This window comes from Corynebacterium sp. ED61 (assembly GCF_015233855.1).
Classification (GTDB): domain Bacteria; phylum Actinomycetota; class Actinomycetes; order Mycobacteriales; family Mycobacteriaceae; genus Corynebacterium; species Corynebacterium dentalis.
On the sequence record NZ_JADGIT010000004.1, the window covers coordinates 43,818 to 62,410 of the forward strand.

Here is an 18,593-nt window from a genome sequence, read left to right on the forward strand (position 1 = left end):
GTCTCGCTGCGCACTACGATGTAGCGTGGCAACCGCTAAAAAACGATAGTTTCCCTGTGGCCTGAAAGACACGGCTCGCACACCAGCGATCATGAGATCTTTTGAGCCTCGTCAGCGGGGCGTTCTGATCCCGACACCCAAAAATAAGATCGACGACCCGCGATCACCGCGAAGGAAGGAATTGGTCCGCATGGCAGATAGCAGCGTGACTCCACGTCCCACGACAGTTCAGCAGATGCGCGAATGGCTGCGGAACTGGGTGGCGGAGACCACTGGACTGCCTGCTGATCAGATCACTGATGACCGCGCGATGGAGGAGTTTGGGCTTTCCTCTCGCGATGTCGTGGTGCTTTCGGGTGATCTGGAACGCCTGATGGGCGTGTCTCTGGACGCGACCGTGGCGTATGAGTTCAACACGATCAATGCGCTGTCTGACTTCGTGATCAACGGCCGTCAGCGTCCCACTGCCTCTACTGGTCAACGTTCGCACTCCGGCGCGCAGCTGAGCCCGGAGGATCGCGACGTAGCGATCGTGGGCATCGCGGGCCGGTACCCGGGAGCAAACAGTGCACGCGAGATGTGGGACATGTTCGTGGGTTACAAGTCCGGCGTGGGCGAGCTACCTGCCGGCCGTTGGTCGGAGTATGCCAACGATGAAGAGATGGTTCGTCGCATGGACGAGGCCGTCCTGACCGGCGGTTACATCGAGGACATCGCTTCTTTCGATGCGGAGTTCTTTGGCTTGTCGCCGTTGGAGGCCGCGAACATGGACCCGCAGCAGCGTATGACGCTGCAGCTGACGTGGGAGGCGCTGGAGGACGCGGGGATTCCTGCGAACACCTTGCGCGGCCTTCCCGTGGGCGTGTTCATGGGTACCACCAACAACGATTACGCCATGTTGATCAGTGCGGATCCCAAGGAAGCGCACCCGTATTCTCTGACGGGCAATTCCTCGTCCATCATCGCCAACCGCATCTCATATGCCTTTGATTTCCGTGGCCCGTCCGTGGCGCTGGACACGGCGTGTTCTTCTTCCTTGGTGGCCATCCACCAGGCAGTTCGTTCTTTGCGCGATGGTGATTCTTCCGTGGCGATCGCCGGCGGCGTGAACCTGCTGGCCAGTCCTTTTGCCACGGTTGCATTCTCTGAATTGGGCGTGCTGAGCCCCACGGGTGGCATCCGCGCTTTCTCCGAGGATGCGGACGGCATCGTTCGTTCGGATGGTGCTGGTGTGATCGTGCTCAAGCGTCTTTCGGATGCTCGACGCCAAGGCGATCACGTCCTGGCAGTGATCAAGGGCTCTGCAGTCAATTCCGATGGACGTTCCAATGGCCTGACCGCGCCTAATCCTGATGCCCAGGTAGATGTTCTGCACGCAGCGTATAACGATGCGGGAATCGATCCCACGCTGGTGGATTACGTGGAAGCCCACGGCACGGGCACCATTCTCGGTGATCCGATCGAGGCCACCGCACTCGGCGCCGTGCTGGGCGAGGGGCGCGATGCCGCCTCGCCCACACTGCTGGGCTCCGCCAAGACCAACTTCGGGCATACGGAAGCCGCTGCGGGCGTGGCCGGAGTGATCAAGGTGGCCATGGCGATGCGCGAGGGCATGCTGCCGCCGTCCTTGAACTACACGGGCCCCAATCCGTACATTGATTTCGACCGCACCCGCTTGGAAGTAGTCGAGGACGGCCGCGAATGGCCGGAGTACTCCGGCCGAGCCGTTGCGGGTGTGTCCGGCTTCGGCTTCGGTGGTACGAATGCGCACGTGGTGCTGGCCGCCCCGGATGATGCTGATGCCAATGGGCAAGCCCACGCGCAGGATCAGGATGAGACCGCCACCGCTCCCGTGGGTTTGGATACCGCGGATTCGGCGGGCGTGGAGCCCACCTACCTGTTGCCGGTGAGCGGACTATTGCCGTCCCGGCGTCGGGCTGCAGCCACTGACCTGGTGGCGTGGCTGGAGGAAAAGAAAAACAGCAACCCACAACCAGCGCTTGCGGACGTGGCCCGCGCCCTGGCCGGGCGCAACCACGGCCGCTCCCGCGGCGTGGCCCTGGCGAAGACCTGGGACGAAGCACTCGACGGACTGCAGCGCATCGCGGACGGCAAGCAGACGGGACAAACCAAGTCCGCGGACTCGCCGAACGCTCTGGGCTCCGTGTGGGTCTACTCCGGCTTCGGCTCCCAGCACCGCAAGATGGGCAAGGACCTCTACGAGCTCTCGCCTTTGTTCGCGCAGCGTCTGCAGGATATCGACGCGGTTGTCCAGCAGGAATCGGGCTGGTCGATCGTGGAGAAGATCCTCGATGACGAGCAGAACTTTGACTTGGAATCCGCGCAGGTGGGTATCACCTGCCTCCAGATCGCGTTGACGGATCTGCTGCGCCACCTCGGCGCGCGTCCTGCGGCTGTGGTGGGGCAGTCCATGGGCGAGATCGCTGCGGCCTATGCCGTGGGTGGTCTGAGCATGTCCGATGCCGTGCGCATCGCCTCCCACCGCTCCCGCCTGATGGGTGAGGGCGAGCAGCTGCTGCCAGAGGACAAGCAGGGCGCGATGGCCGTGGTGGAATTCGGTGCGGACGAGCTGGCCAAGTTCACCGAGAGCCACCCAGAGTTCTCTGCCGTGGAGCCTGCGGTGTTCGCCGCGCCGGGCATGACCACCGTCGGTGGCCCGCGCGAGCCGGTGAGCAAACTGGTGGAGCACCTCGAGGGCGAGGGCAAGTTCGCTCGTCTGTTGGACGTCAAGGGTGCGGGTCACACCTCGATGTTGGACCCGATCCTGGGCGAACTGCACTTCGAGATCTCCGACATCGAGCCGCAGCCGATTTCCGTGCCGCTGTACTCCACGGTCGATCGCGGCCGGGTTTATCAGCCGGGTGAGACACTGCACGATGCCGAGTACTTCGTGCGATGCACCCGCCAGCCGGTGTGGTTCTCTGAGGCCTCGGGCAAGCAGTTTGACGACGGTTACCGCACCTTCGTGGAGTTCGCTCCCAACCCCGTGGCGCTGATGCCGCTGATGAACAACGCGTTCGCCCACAACGCGGGTGAGTCCAAGCTGCTGTTTGCGCTCAAGCGGAAAGAGCCGGTCTCCGATACCGTCAGCAACCTGCTGGCCGAGCTCTACGTGCAGGGTCAGGACATCGATCTCAAGGCGCTAGTGGGCACCGGCGAGTCCGCCGACGTGCCGGGCGTGCGGTGGAACAGCAACGCGTACTGGACCAATGCACGTCCTTCGTCTGGTACCTCCGTGGATCTTCCCGGTACTCGCGTGAACCTGCCGGGCGGATCCATCGCGTACTCCGTGTCTGCGGACATCGTTCCCTCGATGCTGGCGCTGAGTGAGGCGATTGCCTCGGACCTGGATTCCTCCGCCGCGGTGGTGGCATCCCAGGAGCATTCCCCGTTGTTGACCTCGGGGAAGCTGACCGCTGTGGTGTCCAAGTCCTTGGGTGGTTGGGCCGTCAATATTCACGACGCCGAGTCCTCCGCCATGCCCCTTCTGGGCGAGGCTTTCATCTCTACCTCTTTGCGCGACGCCGCCCTCGATGCCGTCTCCGGTGCAGCTAGTGCTACAGGTGCAGGATCCGCTGCGGGTAACGTATCCACCGGTGCAGCAGAATCCACGAACAAGGGCGCGAACGCCAACCGTCTGCCGGAAGTGGATGCAGATGCGCAGCGATGGAACCCAGACTCCGGACAGAGCGTCTCGGATCGCCTGCGGGAGATCGTCGGCGAGGCCATGGGCTATGACGTGGAGGATCTGCCCGGCGAACTGCCGCTGATAGATCTAGGTCTGGACTCCCTGATGGGTATGCGCATCAAGAACCGCGTGGAATACGATTTCGATATTCCTCCGCTGCAGGTCCAGGCGCTGCGTGACGGTTCCGTGGACGATGTGGTTGCCATTGTGGAGCAGATGGTTGACGAACGGTATTCGGCGGGCACAGGCGTAACTACCGAGGCCGAACTCGAAGGCGCTCCGCACGCAGCGGCTGCTGAGTCCGCTGAGACTACCGAGTCCTCCACGTCGCCGGACGCCTCTGAAGAAACCACGGATTACACCGCCACCGCGGGCGGAGTGGCTCCGCGTGATGCCTCCGAGCGCATGGTGTTCGCTACCTGGGCAAAGATAACCGGCAAGGCTGCCGGAGGTGTCACCTCCGAGCTGCCAGATATCAGCCAAGAGCAGGCAGAGGCACTGGCCTCACGCCTGTCCGAGCGCTCCGGCGCCACAATCGAAGCTGCTGATGTTCTGTCCGCCACCACCCTGGAGCCACTGAGTGACAAGGTCCGCGAGGAGTTGGAAGCCGAGGTAGAAGGCAATATCCGCGTGCTGCGCGGACGCTCCGCAGAGGCTGACGAAGCAGGCATCTCCTCGGTGTTCATGTTCCATCCCGCCGGTGGATCCTCCGTGGTCTACCAGCCGCTGGTGAGACGACTAGCTGAGAACATGCCAGTGTTTGGCGTCGAACGACTCGAAGGACCGCTGGCCGAGCGCGCCGAGGCCTACCTCGACGAAATCATCGAACTGTCCGGTGGCCTACCCATCGTGCTCGGTGGATGGAGCTTCGGTGGCGCCTTGGCTTACGAAGTCGCCGCGCAGCTGGAGAAGCGTGCCGCAGCAGGGGAGAAGACCGCAGAAGTGCAGCGCATCGTCCTGCTGGACACCGTGCAGCCGAAGAACCCCGCGCAAGATACCGCCGAGGAAATGCACGCCCGTTGGGATCGCTACGCGGACTTTGCGCAGCGCACCTATGGGCTGCCCCTCGAGGTTCCCCATGACTTGCTCGACGAAAAGGGCGAAGACGTCATGATGGAAATGTTCCAGGACATGCTGGCCTCCCCAGCCCTGGCGCAGATGGGGCTGCCCGCCGGTGTGCTCGAACATCAGCGCGCCAGCTTCGTGGACAATCGCATCCTGGAATCCCTGAGCTTTGCCCAGTGGTCTGAGGTCAACGTTCCCGTGACGCTGTTCCGCTCCGAGCGGATGCACGATGGAGCCATCGAGCTGGAGCCGGCCTATATCGAGGTTGCTCCGGACGGCGGATGGGGACAGATCGTCGCAGACCTGGAAATCGTGCAACTCCGTGGCGATCACCTCGCTATCGTGGATGAACCAGAGATCGCCACCGTGGGTGCGGTGATCAGTAAGCACCTGCAGGAAGACGCGCAGAATAGGACGTAGTTGGCGTCGGAAAAAACACCGATTCCATCCGCGTCCGTGCGCCCACCAGCCCGCACCTAGACAAGACCGACGAGAAGGAAGCCCCAAGCACCGTGACTGACACCACAGCAACGACGGCGGAAAAGCTCGAAGAGCTGGGTCGACGCCTCGAAAAGGCCCAAGACCCCGGCTCGGAGAATGCGAAGGCCAAGCGCGACGAAGCTGGCCTGACCACGCCGCGCCAGCGCATCGACGCGCTGCTAGACGAGGGCACCTTCATCGAAATTGGCGCGCTGGGGCGTACCCCGGGAGACCCGAACGCGCCCTACGGCGACGGCGTGGTGACCGGATACGGCCAGATCAACGGCCGGACCGTGGCCATTTATGCGCACGATAAGACTGTCTACGGCGGTTCGGTGGGCGAGACCTTCGGCAAGAAGGTCGTGGAGATCATGGACATGGCCCAGCGCATCGGCTGCCCCATGATTGGCATCAATGATTCCGGTGGCGCGCGTATTCAGGACGCAGTGACGTCCCTGGCGATGTACTCCGAAATCGCCCGACGTCAGCTGCCCCTGTCCGGCCAGAGCCCCCAGATTTCCATTCTGCTGGGCCCGTCTGCCGGTGGTGCGGTGTACGCGCCCGTGACCACGGACTTCCTGGTAGCAGTGGATAAACGCACGCAGATGTTCGTCACGGGCCCCGCCGTGATTGAGTCCGTGACTGGCGAGAAGGTCTCCCACGAAGAGCTCGGTGGCGCTCACGCGCAGGCCCGCAACGGCAACATTTCCTACGTGGCACCCAGCGAGGAAGAGGCGTTCAACTACGTCAAGGACCTCATGGAGTTCCTGCCGATGAGCGTTTACGACGAGACACCAAAGTTCTGGGCGCCCTCCGATGACCCTACCGAGCGCGACGAAGAGCTCTCCAGCGTGATCCCCGATGATCCGAACGCGGGATACGACATGATGGAAGTCCTCACGCGTATCTTCGATGACGAAAACGTGCTGGAAGTCCAGGACGAGTACGGACAGAACGTGTTCACGGGATTCGCTCGCGTGGATGGGCAGGCCGTGGGCGTGGTGGCCAACCAGCCGATGGTGCTTGCCGGATGTCTCGACGCAGACGCCGCGGACAAGTCTGCGCGATTCATTCGTATCTGCAACGCGTACAACATTCCGCTGGTCTTCGTGGTGGACACCCCGGGCTACCTGCCTGGCGTGGAGCAGGAGAAGGCGGGATTGATTCACCGTGGCGCGAAGCTGGGCTTTGCCATGGTGGAGGCCTCCGTGCCGAAGGTGACTGTGGTGGTGCGCAAGGCCTTCGGTGGCGGTTATGCGGTGATGGGTTCCAAGAATCTCGGCGCCGATGTGAATCTGGCGTGGCCAACCGCGCAGATCGCCGTGATGGGCGCGGAGGCTGCCGTGGTGATGATGCAGGGCAAGCAGCTGGCGGCCATGCCCGAAGAGCAGCGCCCCATGGCCAAAAAGATGTTCATGGACTTCTACAATGCCAACATGACCAGCCCATACGTGGCTGCAGAGCGTGGTTACATCGACGCGGTGATCGAGCCGTCCGAGACCCGCCTGCGCTTGCGGCAGTCCATGCGCCAGCTGCGCAACAAGAACTTGCTGGAGCCGGAGAAGAAGCACACCATCATGCCGATGTAGCCAGGTCTGAAATCCGCCAGGACGGTGTGCTTCTTGGCAGTAACACTTTTCTGGGCAAAAACGTTATATGCATAGTAGTTCGTTCGACGTTTGAACAAGGAAAAATTTGTGGCTATTGGAATTCCCAGTATCTCGTCTGTCCTCAACCGCGCTAAGAAGGCGGTGTATACAGCCGAAGGTCTAGCACTGGACGTCGCGACAGTCTCTACCGGAATCTGGGGAGTGCTGCGCTCCGGCGTAGTGGTGCAGGGCACGGGTCTGTGGGGGAAGATTGTGCTGGGGGGTGGCATCGCGAAGTATGGCTTCACTTGCGGTCGCCAGGTCTGGTACGCGGCCTATGCGGAGCCAAACCGCACGGCGATTATCGATGACATGGGTGAGATCACCTACCGCGGGCTTCGCGATGACGCGCAAGCTTTGGCACGTGTATTTCAGTCTAAGGGTATTGGCAAAAAAGGTCGTGTGGGCGTGATGGCCCGCAACTCTCGCGTCATCCCAATGGTCCTGGCCGCCAAGGCCTACTCGGGGGCGTCCATCTACTTGCTGAATGTGGCGAGTTCGCCTTCTCAGCTGCAGGAATTGATCCGCGAGCACCATCTGGATGCAGTCTTCGTGGATGAGGAATTTGGCCAGCATCTGCCCGCGGAATGGAATGAGTGTGAGGTCTTCATCGCACACGCTGAAGACCTGCAGAATCCGCAGGGCGCCAACCCGCAGTGGAAGAGCTTTCAGCAGCTGATCGATACTGCTCCAAGCAAGAAGGAAGAAAAGCTTCCGTTCCGCCCGCACCAGGGCAGCATCGTGATCATGAGCTCTGGCACCTCGGGCACGCCGAAGGGCGTACGCCATCGTGAGCCCCTAGTGCCGATCCCGCTCATCTCCATCATCCCGCGCATCGGATGGAAGGCGAATCTGACTGTGCAGCAGACCGCCTCGTTGTTCCACAGCTGGGGTTGGGCCAACGTCAACATCTTGATTGCGCACCGCTGCACGGTGATTTTCCGTCGCAAGTTCGACCCAGTACAGGCCATGGAAGACCTGCAAAACTACAAGTGCCAGGCCATCATCACCTCTCCGATCTTCATCAAGGAGCAGCTCAAGGTCGCCCAAGAGGGTAACTACGAAGTCCAGCCGCTGGAGTTCATCGTGTCCTCCGGCAACGTGATGCACGAGGATCTGGTCACCGGCCTGGTCGAGGAATTCGGTCCTGTGGTGCGAAACTTCTACGGCTCCACGGAAAACTCGGTGGCCACCATTGCCGATGCGAACGATATGGTGAATAACCCCGCCACAGTGGGCAAGCCTGTGGCGGGCGTGCGCCTGCGCATCTTGGATGAAAATGGCAAGAGCCTGGGGCCTAATCAGCCCGGCCGCATCTACTGTCGCGGTATTATGAGCATGCGTAACTACACCAACGATCGGGACAAGATGGTGGAGCAGCGTGGCCTCCTCGAGGTGGGAGACCGCGGCTACCTGGACGAGGAAGGCCGCCTCTACGTTCTAGGCCGCGCCGATGACATGATCATCGTTGGCGGCGAGAACGTTTATCCTCGCAGCGTGGAAGAGGTTCTGTTTTCCATGCCGGGTATCCGTGACCTCTACGCCAAGGGTGTTGATGACGACGACACCTTCCAGCGCATCAAGCTTTGGGTAGTCCGCGACGATTCTCCAGAAGGGGAAGCGCTGACGGAAGAGTCCATTCAGCAGTGGGTCCGAGAGAATCTCTTGGAGCCTGCGGTTCCTCGTGACGTGGTCTTCATGGTTCGTCTGCCGCGCAACCCGACCGGAAAGGTTATGCCGCGCGAATTGCCAGTGGGCTAGACCCTATTCTAATTATCGGCGGGCGAAGCGTGCGCGTACTGAGCCCGGTCCGCCGAGGGTCAGTGAGACAACAAAAGCGATCGCAAAGAGCGCGCAGAGCCATGTAATCAATGCAGGCCATCCGTGGTGGAAAAAGAATCCGGATACCCAGCCGATGAGGGACGAGCCCAAGTAGTAACTGAGAATGTACATGCTCGAGGCTTCCGCTCGATCGGAAGTAGCTGCCAGCCCCACCCACGAACTGGCAGTGGAGTGCGCCGCGAAAAACGATGCAGTAAACAGCAGCGTGCCTACTAGCGTGGCCCACAGCCACGGCGCAAGCAGCAGCGCCAGTCCCGCGATGGCGATGAGTAGGGACCATGTGAGCACCGCGCCTCGGCCGAACTTCTCGATGTAAGTTCCAGCACGCGCAGATGACCACGTGCCGGACAAGTACATGATGAAAACGAAGGCGGCCAGCGATGCGGGAAGCCCGAATTCACTGATCAGGCGAAACCCCAGGAAGTTGTAGAGCGAGACGAATGCGCCCATCATCAGAAAGGGCAGAAGAAAGAGCTTGAGCAACGAGTGGTTGCGCAAATGCCCGCCTAGGGCGGAAAGCTCATGCGAGAAGGTGATCTGCTTCGGATGAAAGCTGCGTTGAGCTGGTAGCACGACGGCCGTCAGGATCGCGGTGAGGAAAGCGAATATAGCGCCCGTGAATACTGCTCCGCGCCATTCGAAAAACTCCAGCGCGGTTCCTGGAATGAGGCGGCCGATGAGCCCGCCCAGTGTATTGCCCGCGATATAGAAGCCCATCACTTTGGACAGGTGCTTCGAACTGATTTCCTCAGACAAATAGGCCATGGCCACTGCAGGCACGCCTGCGATCGCCAAGCCTTGAACCGCACGAACAGCGATGAGTGAGCCTATCGATGGCAGGAATGCCAACAGCAGAGAAATCAGCGTGGCCACCAGCACAGAAATTTGAATGACCCGGCGCCTACCGAAGCGCTCGCTGATGATGCTGGTGGGAATCACGGCGACGGCCAATGCACCGGTGGTGGCGCTGACCGTTAGTGCTGCAAGGGTGGGGTTGATGCCAAAGGACTCGGTCAAATTCGGCAGTACTGCTTGCGTCGCATATAAGGCGTTGTATGAGGCCAGCCCGGCACACAGCGCACCAACCATCGCCCGACGATAACCTGGATCCTCCGGGGTCAAGCCATCGGCGGGCGAGAAGTCTGGGGAAGTCTCTTGCGCTGAGTGCGAAGTCATACGTTCCATTGTGAAGGACGGCGATAGTTTCTATAAATGCAACGATCGTGTCTACATGTCCCGATCTCTGCAATAATATTGCCCATGAAAGAACTGAGGTGGTTCCTCGACTTGGCGGAGACCCAAAACATGGTCGATTCCTCCGTCAAGCTGGGCGTGAGCCAGTCTGCACTCTCCCGAAGGCTCGCGGCACTGGAAAGCGAAGTGGGAGCGCCGTTGTTTGATCGGCACGGCAGGCACCTATCGATCAACGAGTGCGGCAAAACGCTAGCCAAAAGTGCGACCGAGGCCACCGGAGTGTGGCAACGCGGAGTGGAGGAAGTCCATCGGCTGATGGACCCAGAGCGTGGAACCGTGCGCCTGGATTTCATGCACTCGTTGGGAACGTGGCTGGTGCCGGATTTGGTGCGCTCCTACCGGGAAGATCACCCTCATGTGACATTCCAGTTGGTCCAAGGTGCGGCACAGACTCTCATCGACCACGTCTTAGCAGGAGAGGCTGACGTGGCGCTGGTGGGGCCCAAGCCCACGGCGTTCGTGGAATCAGGGGAGCTGGGGTGGAAGCAGCTCGCCACACAGCGGCTCGCGCTTGCCGTTCCGGCGCAGCACATGTGGGCGGATCGCGAAAGCATCAACTTGAGCGAGGCCGCAGACGAAGACTTTGTGGCAATGCTGCCGGGCTATGGCACTCGCATGTTGCTGGATGAGCTCACTGCGCGCGCCGGGTTCCGCCCCCACCTGGTGTTCGAATCTATGGAGCTGACCACCTTAGCGGGGCTCGTTTCTGCCGGGCTGGGCGTGGCCTTGCTTCCGCTGGGTGATCCGAACATCGTGACCCCAGGAATGCACCTGATTCCGCTGCGAGAAAAGCGGGAGCGGGAATTGGGGATGGTGTGGAAAGCGAAAACCTCAGCTGCGCTAGCAGCCGAGGCGTTTCGAGACTTTGTGTCCGAGAGGGCAGAGGTCTAGAGAGCTCTACTCATCCCTCGGAGTGACCCCCAGAGAATTCACCGGACCATCCACCGGGGGCCAGCGGAATAACTAGGCGCCGATGGTGCCCATGTCATCCTTCCATGCCACCACGGTGGCAGGGCGAGCGAGGGAATCGCCACCATCTGGCCAGTGGGAAGAGGTGTTTTCCACGGTTGCTTCGTCGTCTTCACCCGGGTGCTGGACGTTGACCAGGACGCGCTTTTCGAAGACCAGCGGGCCGCAGGTCTCTGCACCGGCAGGAACGGTGAGGAACTGCTTGGTCAGGCCGCGGGCATCGCCCTCGAGGGCCACGGCGAACAGGCCGTCGTTGGATTCCAGGGCGTTTCCGTCGGTGGACACCCACAGGTTGCCGAAGGAATCGAAAGTGAGGTTGTCCGGGCAGGAGATCGGGGAGACCTTAGACTTATCAAAGCCACCGAAGTAGGTCTCGGCTGCCTCTGGATCGCCACAGACCAGCAGCAGGTTCCAGGTGAACTTCTCGCCGGTGTGATCGTCATCCAGCTCCAGCACCACGCCGTTCTTGTTCTCCTGGATAGGAGCCCACTCGGCGATAGGCGCATCGTCCTTGCCTTCGCGGTTGGCGCCGCGGTACTTGTTGTTGGTCAGTGCTGCGTAGACCTTGCCGGTGGTTGGGTGCGGCTCAACGTCTTCTGGGCGGTCCATCTTGGTGGCGCCGGCCTCATCGCCCGCCAGGCGGGTGTAGATGATGACCTCTTCAGCAGACATTCCATCGATGTGAGACTCAGCGGAGCCGTCAGCCTTTACGGTGACCAGCTTCTTCCACTCGCCGTCGCCATCATAAGCGCCGTCTTCTGGCAGCTTGCCGGACTCGGAGAAGTCATCGGAGTTGCCGTTGAAGGTCGCCACGTACAGGGTGCCTTCGTCCAGGATCTTCATGTTCTCTGCGCGGTCAGCGTCCGTATTGCCGGAGCGCATCTTGCGGGAAGAGACGAACTTGTAGAGGTACTCGAAGCGGGAGTCATCGCCGGAGTACGCAATCACGGAACCGTCGCCAGTGACGTGGATGTTGGAGCCCTCGTGCTTGAAGCGGCCCAGCGCGGTGTGCTTCACCGGGGTGGACTCTGGATCCCAGGGGTTGATCTCCACCACGTAGTTGAAGCGGTTGGGCTCGTTTGGCTCCTTGCGAACGTCCCAGCGATCCTCGAAGCGCTCCCACTTGCGCTGGGACTCTGGGTCCTCGATGCCGTAGCGCTTGAGGCGGTCGCGGGTCTTTTCGTCCTTGACCTCCTCGCCTCCGGCGAAGTACTGGTCCACGTTTTCCTCACCGGACAGGATGGTTCCCCATGGGGTCACGCCACCGGAGCAGTTGTTGAAGGTGCCCTCCACCATCTTGCCCTCGGGATCCTTGGTGGTCTTGACCAGTTCATGGCCCACGATTGGTCCGCGCAGTTCGAACGGGGTGTGGCCGTGGATACGGCGGTTGTACTTGCCCATGACCGGCTTGAGGCTGCCGTCCTTGTCGTTGCCCTCAACTTCCACGACAGACAGGCCGTGGTTGGCCATCTCGATCATGACCTGCTCTTCGGTGGGGTTGTCCACATCGTAGTCGCGGAACATCTGCTGTGGGGTGGTGTACTCGTGGTTGGAGACCAGCAGGAAGCGGTTGTCCTGGCCCTCGATTGGCAGCAGGGCGGCGAAGTCATTGTTGAAGCCGTACTGGCGCTTGGCATCTTCCACGTTCTGGTTGTCCACGGACCATTCGCCCGCGCCGTCTACCACCTTGTCGCCCCAGCGGATGACGACCTTCTGGGAGTAACCGTTGGGAACGGTCACTGCGTCCTCGGTATTGGGTGCAACCATCTCGAAGTTAAGGCCCTGTGGGGTAGGGACATCTGCAGCGGAGCTGGAGGTCGCGGAGGCATCGGAGGAGTTGGCGTCGAGCCCATTGCCATCCGAACATGCGGCGATGAAGGACGCACCACCCACGGTGACCACAGCGGCGCCACCGGTGCGCAACGCGCTACGGCGGGTGAACTCACGGTCCATCAGATCGCCGAAGTAGGTGTTTTTCGACGTGTTCGGAACTGGCTTGCTGCAGGCATCACCACACTTGTACAGGCAGGTGCGGTGGGAACGGCTGGAACGGAAGTCCAGCTTGGTCAGCAAATTACGGCCCTTAAGACCCATGGAAATCTCCTCGTCACAGGAGCACCGTCGATTGCGGTGCGGTAAGTAGTCAACTTGAACGAGGTAGAGCCTATGGGATCAGTAAGAACTGACTTTGGATTCAATATGTAGGTTGGGTAAACGAAAAATGGAGAAATAGTAACTTAAGGGGAACTTTCGCCTCGGGTAAAGATTTTTTCCCGACGTCAGGAGCGCCCCGCCCGCGCCCTGAACAAGCGCGCCACAAGTCGCCATCCCCACAGCAGAAGAGCGCTCATTACGCAGGCCACGATCACAAAAGACCAGTGGGGGAGGCTTCCGTTTCGCAAAGTCCACACGCTCAGTCCCACCACGACTGCGCCGACCCACACCGGCAGCGCCGTGGACAGCTCGTGGCCAGAACGGCTGCCCATCATTCCCCACCACAGCAGTACCCATGCGGCCAGCACGCCCAGCCAGAACGGCCAGGTTGTGTTCAGCCAGCCCAGCACGTTGAGTGGCATATCCGCACTCTGGTGAGCCACGCGAGCGAACAGCCCAAAGGCGGCGATGGCGATGAGATCTGCGAGAAAAGCCGTCAGGACTGTCTTGCTGCGAGCTGGTTCCGTGCTGGCGGGGGTAGTCATGACCTCATTGTAGGACGCGGGTTAAGCTGTGCTCGAATCCTTCGCCTCGGCCGAATGCAGCGGTTCCGTATCCAACACCGGCTTGGCCAGCTTCGCGCCGAAGTACACCAGCCACCCCACCAGGGTGAGGCCGAAGAAATTCAGCATGCGGTAGACCAGCACCGCCGCAAAAGCGTGCACGGAAGTCATCGCCGCCAGGCCCACCAATGTGGTCGTCAGCGCGACGTCTACTGGGCCCAGCCCGCCGGGTGTGATCTGTGCCTGGCCGACGAGTTTCGACGCAAAGAAGCTCAGCACCACGCCCGCGATGGGTGGCTCGCCACCGATGGCCATGATGCAGGCCAGCAGGCAAGCGATCTCCAGCGCCCAATTCATCATGGAATAGAAAATGGCGGACGTTAGCTTGTTCAGCGGCAACTCCACGGCGGAGAGCTGATCAGAAAAGCTCTCAATGGCCGGAGTGAAACGATCCTCCGGTTGGTTGCGCCAGCGGTTGAATGCGCGCGCCCGCGCTACCAGCCATTCCTCGACACGTTGAGGGTGTTTGGCCACCCAGTTGGTGGCGAAAGCCAGCGCCAGTAGTCCCACCAACGAGAGAGTGAGGTTGACGGGTTCGACAGTGCGCCCTAGGAAAAACAGGCTGCCCAAGGCCAGCACGGCCATGCCGGCACCGGCCAGAGCACCGGACAAGATCATGTACCAACTGGCGATAACCGGGGTGGCGCCCCACTTCATCTGCTCGCGGAAGATCATCGCAGCGCTCAGCGCGGGACCACCGGGGAACGAGGAGCTCCACGCGTTAGCGGCCAGGCACAAAACGTTGACAGCTCGCCGCTTGACGTTGACTCCCGCCGTTCGCAGCAGTACCACCATGACTTCGGCCTGAGCCATCATGGATAGTCCCACCAGCACAATTGCGGCCAGCACCCACCGGAAGTCCGCATCCTGCAGTTCCCGCCAACCATCGCCGATGAAGTGCAGGTGATCGCGACCAAAAAAGACGAGGGCGGCCAGGACAATCAAGACGAAGCACGCTTGAAAGCGCTTTGTCTTGACTACCTTCCGCACTGTCTGCCAATTCACTACCGGGCGCCGCCTTCGTCGTTCATCCGCTTCATCAGTTCAGAAAAAGGCACGTTGCGAGTGTGCTCCACCACGCCGCCATCACGGCGGCCAGCGGTCAGGGCCCGCTGCTGCCGCGTTGCTGCCAGCTCAGCCACGGTCAGTCGAGACTCGGAGGAAGCCAGCTGCTCGTTGTGCCCCACCTTCTCGGAGAGCTTCTTGACCCAACCAGGTGCCCACCAGTTGTCCTCGCGCAGCATGTGCATCACCGCTGGTACCAACAACATGCGGATGACCGTGGCATCCAGGATCAGCGCGATCACCATGCCGAAGGCAATGTACTTCATCATCACGATGCTGGAGAACCCGAACGCACCACACACTACGATCATGATCAGCGCCGCAGCGGTGATTATGGAACCAGTGGTGGCAGTACCAAAGCGAATGGCCTGATCTGTTGTGGCCCCGCGGGCCCGGGCCTCCACCATGCGGGAAACCAGGAACACCTCGTAGTCCGTGGATAGGCCAAACACGATGGCAACAATCAACACGAGTACGGGACTCATCAGTGGGCCTGCGGTGTAGCCAAAGAAGTCGGCGCCCATGCCGTCGACAAACAACAACGTGAGCATGCCTAACGTGGCACCCGTGCCCAAGACATTCATGATCACGGCTTTGGCAGGAATGATCAGGGAACCGAAGATCATCGCCATGAGAACGAAGCTGACCAGCACGATGTACAGCAGCATCCACGGCAGCTTCTCGAACAGCGCGTTGATGGACTCCACCTCGAGGGCTGGGGTGCCCGCGACCATCACGTTGGCGCCATCGACCTTCAGATCATGCAGGTAATCCACGATCTCGCTGTAGTCATCGCGGTCGGCGATGGATGCAGACAACACCGTGACGTTGTCCTTGGTCGCCTGGGTCACCTGGAATGGCGCAGCCAGGCCCTCCACCTGATTGGCCTGCTGGTAGACCTGGCTGACCAACGCAGGCTCGCCTTCGATGACCAGCTTCACAGGATCGGTGCGGAAGGTAGGGAAGTTCTCGTCGAAGTTCGCCTGCGCCACGCGCGTGTCATTAGCGGGAGGCAGGTAGGTCTCGTTGAGGCCACCCAGCTTGATGCCGGACAGCGGAATGGACAGAGCCAGCAGGCCCGCCACCAAGAAGAACGTCACCAGCTTGGAGTGGCGCATGGCGAAGCTCGGGATCTTGCCCCACACGCCACTGACCACCTCAGAACGCTTGCGCGTCTGCTTCTTGATAGCCCACCGGTCAATGTTGGATCCGAGCATCGCGAAGATGCTGGGCAGCACAGCAACAGACAGAATCGCGGCCAAGCCGACCGCAGACATTGCGCCGAAGGCCACGGATTTGAGGAACGCCTGCGGGAAAATCAGCAGGCCGGACAGCGCAACCGCCACCATTAGCGCACTGAACACCACCGTCTTGCCCGCCGTGGCCGTGGTGTTGCGCACGGCCACCCGCACGTCATTGCCCTCGGCCATCTCCTCGCGGAAACGAGAGACCATGAACAGGCCGTAGTCGATCGCCAGACCCAAGCCCAGCAGCGTGACCACGGATTGGGCGAACACGTTGATCTGCGTGTACTCGGCCAAAATAGCCAGCACACCCGCCGAGCCCATGATGGACAAGATGCCCACCAGCAGCGGCATGCCGGCGGCAATCACACCGCCAAACACCAGCAGCAACAGCACACCCACCGCAGGTAGAGCCACCAGTTCGGCGCGCTTAATATCCTTCGACATTCCCTCGTCGAGGGCATCAGAGACGGCAGTCGCACCCGCCACTTCAACGCTCACACCGTCGACAGAAATGTTGCGCAGGTCATCCTCTACCGCCCGAAAGTTGGTGAGGACGTCCTCTCCCGTTCCTGCCATCGCGATCGACGCAAACGCCGCCGTGCCATCTTCGTTAGCTAGCTGCCGCGGACCGTTATCGAAGAAGCTGGTGATGGGACCCAGATTCTCTGCATGCTTTTGTTGCACTGCGTCCAGCTGCTCCGTGACGGAGCGCTTAACCTCGTCCGTGACCGCTCCGCCAGGCTGCTCGCTGCGCACCAACAGAATGACGTCGCCGGAATCATCGCGGCCAAAGACCTCTTCCTCCACCGCCGCAGCCCGCGTGGACTGGGAGTGAGGATCGTCCCAACCCTCTTGGCTCATCCGATCGCCCAACTGGGTGCCGAAGATAGCGAAGAGCGCCACGATGGCTGCGATGATCACCAGCGGGATGACTCGGCGGAATCGGTATGCGATATCGCCCCAAGTGCTGAACATCCGTTGGGTCTCCTTATGAATAGAGGTCAATCACGTCATATTTGCGGGTGCGCGGTCACGAGGGCACGCAGCCAGGCAATTTTTTAGTCCAGCAGGGTCAGCAACGAACGGAATGGTTGCAACCACGCACCGGCTTCTGGCAGCGACTCAAGGTTCACGCGAGGTAGAGGTTCTCGGAAGACTCCCTCGATCTCCTCCAGATCCACAAAGTCTATGACTGAAGAATCTACAGCCCAAGTGGTGTGTTCTTGGAAACCAATTACCGTCACCGGTATGTCGTCTGCCAGTTGGTCCAGCAGTTCCTTGAAGTTTCGGCCGTCCGCGCTGGCAACGATCACACCGTCCAGAACGCCTTCGGCTTGGCGTCGACGAATATGGGCCACCATATCCTCATCAACGTCCGTTTCTTCCTCCACCTTGGGTTTGGCAAACACCGCAAAACCCACGTTGCGCAGGGCATCCACCCATGGACGGATCACATCGGCATTACCCGGAACCACGTTGGTGAACACCGTGGCCTCAGGGATGACCGGGCTGCCGAACTCCTCCTCCATGTCTTGGGCCAGATCGATCAGCCAACGCCCCACCGCATCGAAACGCGGGCGGAAAGAGGAGGTGGGGCGATTGCCTAGAATCGAACCCAAACCCATGTCCATGTTGGGCGCGTCCCACACCAGCAGCAGGCACGGATCCTGCTGCGTGGAGGAGCCGAGACGGTGGGAAAACTCGGAATCGTGGTCATTCATCGCTTCCGCCACAGGTACTCCTTGATGACGTGATCCTTCTCCAAGCCCTTGCCCTCAAACTTGGTGATGATCTGGCGATCCGTGAGTACGGGAATATCGGATTGATCCTCCGGCCATCCCAGATACTCCAGCTGTGGCTCAACCTCGACGAGCTCGTCGATCCACTCCGCGTAGTCCGCGTGATCCGTGGCCACGTGCAAGATGCCACCCGGGCGCAAACGCTCCGCGATCAGGTGCAGCGTGCCCGTCTGGATGATGCGCCGCTTGTGGTGACGAGCCTTAGGCCACGGATCCGGGAAGAACACCCGCACTCCCGCCAGCGAGTTCGGCTCGAACATGCGATGCAGCACTTCCACGCCATCGCCGCGAACCAGGCGAATGTTGTCAATGCCTTCGCGCACGGCCGCGCCCAGCAGCTTGGCCAGGCCCGGACGATAGATCTCCACGGCCACGATATTGGTGTCCGTTTCTAGCGGCGCCATCGCCGCAGTGGACGTGCCCGTACCAGATCCGACCTCCACGATGGTGCCGCCAGGGGCCTGCCGTCCGAACCATTCGTCCAGGTCAATGACCTCATCGGAGAGCACTTTGCCACGCTGTGGCCAGTTCTCTTCCCACATGGCCTCTTGGTTATCCGTTAGCGTGCCCCGGCGGAAGCTGAAGCTGCCCAGTCGCGGATAGTCGCGACCATCGTTAAACTCAGTCTGCGGAGGGCGACCATGGGGGAGTGCGCCCGCGCTATCGGCAGACTGCATATCCGATGCGTGTACTTCTGGGGAGTTTTCGGGTTCATTCATCCCGTACATTGTTGCAGA

11 protein-coding genes are annotated in these 18,593 nt (G+C 61.0%); 4 read left to right on the top strand and 7 right to left on the bottom strand.

Features of this window, described 5'->3' with window-relative positions; all coding sequences use genetic code 11:
• Positions 1-190: 190 nt before the first annotated feature.
• From pks13 to IM764_RS05680, 3 genes are all read left to right on the top strand, one after another.
• Positions 191-5,194: a polyketide synthase Pks13 gene (gene pks13, locus IM764_RS05670; protein ID WP_194187237.1), complete on the top strand. Its 5,004-nt coding sequence runs from the start codon at positions 191-193 to the stop codon at positions 5,192-5,194.
• A 92-nt stretch (positions 5,195-5,286) separates the two neighbouring features.
• A complete protein-coding gene (locus tag IM764_RS05675; protein WP_099298235.1) occupies positions 5,287-6,843 on the top strand; it encodes an acyl-CoA carboxylase subunit beta in 1,557 nt (518 codons plus the stop codon).
• Between the two features lie 108 nt (positions 6,844-6,951).
• Positions 6,952-8,664, top strand: coding sequence for an AMP-binding protein (locus IM764_RS05680; RefSeq protein WP_370551556.1), 1,713 nt, complete (start codon positions 6,952-6,954; stop codon positions 8,662-8,664).
• 12 nt (positions 8,665-8,676) lie between these two features.
• Here the strand turns inward: IM764_RS05680 and IM764_RS05685 are convergent, their stop codons facing one another.
• A complete protein-coding gene (locus IM764_RS05685; RefSeq protein ID WP_194187238.1) occupies positions 8,677-9,921 on the bottom strand; it encodes an MFS transporter in 1,245 nt (414 codons plus the stop codon).
• 84 nt (positions 9,922-10,005) lie between these two features.
• Between IM764_RS05685 and IM764_RS05690 the strand changes: the two genes are divergently transcribed.
• On the top strand, positions 10,006-10,890 hold the full coding sequence (locus tag IM764_RS05690; RefSeq protein WP_194187239.1) for a LysR family transcriptional regulator: 885 nt from the start codon (positions 10,006-10,008) through the stop codon (positions 10,888-10,890).
• 72 nt (positions 10,891-10,962) lie between these two features.
• On the opposite strand, the gene IM764_RS05695 is transcribed toward IM764_RS05690, so the two are convergent.
• From IM764_RS05695 to trmB, 6 genes are all read right to left on the bottom strand, one after another.
• On the bottom strand, positions 10,963-13,062 hold the full coding sequence (locus IM764_RS05695; RefSeq protein WP_194187240.1) for a PhoX family phosphatase: 2,100 nt from the start codon (positions 13,060-13,062) through the stop codon (positions 10,963-10,965).
• A 185-nt stretch (positions 13,063-13,247) separates the two neighbouring features.
• Positions 13,248-13,667 (bottom strand): DUF3054 domain-containing protein, encoded by a 420-nt coding sequence (locus tag IM764_RS05700; RefSeq protein WP_194187241.1) that lies wholly within the window; start codon positions 13,665-13,667, stop codon positions 13,248-13,250.
• A gap of 21 nt (positions 13,668-13,688) precedes the next feature.
• Positions 13,689-14,750: a YbhN family protein gene (locus tag IM764_RS05705; RefSeq protein WP_370551557.1), complete on the bottom strand. Its 1,062-nt coding sequence runs from the start codon at positions 14,748-14,750 to the stop codon at positions 13,689-13,691.
• Positions 14,750-17,032 carry an MMPL family transporter gene (locus IM764_RS05710; protein ID WP_194187242.1) on the bottom strand — a complete coding sequence of 761 codons (2,283 nt, stop codon included), beginning with the start codon at positions 17,030-17,032 and terminating at the stop codon, positions 14,750-14,752. The genes IM764_RS05705 and IM764_RS05710 overlap by 1 nt, the downstream gene beginning before the upstream one ends.
• Positions 17,033-17,115: 83 nt before the next feature.
• A complete protein-coding gene (locus tag IM764_RS05715) occupies positions 17,116-17,778 on the bottom strand; it encodes an NYN domain-containing protein (protein ID WP_194187362.1) in 663 nt (220 codons plus the stop codon).
• Positions 17,775-18,584, bottom strand: a complete 810-nt coding sequence (gene trmB / locus IM764_RS05720) for a tRNA (guanosine(46)-N7)-methyltransferase TrmB (RefSeq protein WP_194187243.1) — start codon at positions 18,582-18,584, stop codon at positions 17,775-17,777. The genes IM764_RS05715 and trmB overlap by 4 nt, the downstream gene beginning before the upstream one ends.
• Between the last annotated feature and the right edge of the window lie 9 nt (positions 18,585-18,593).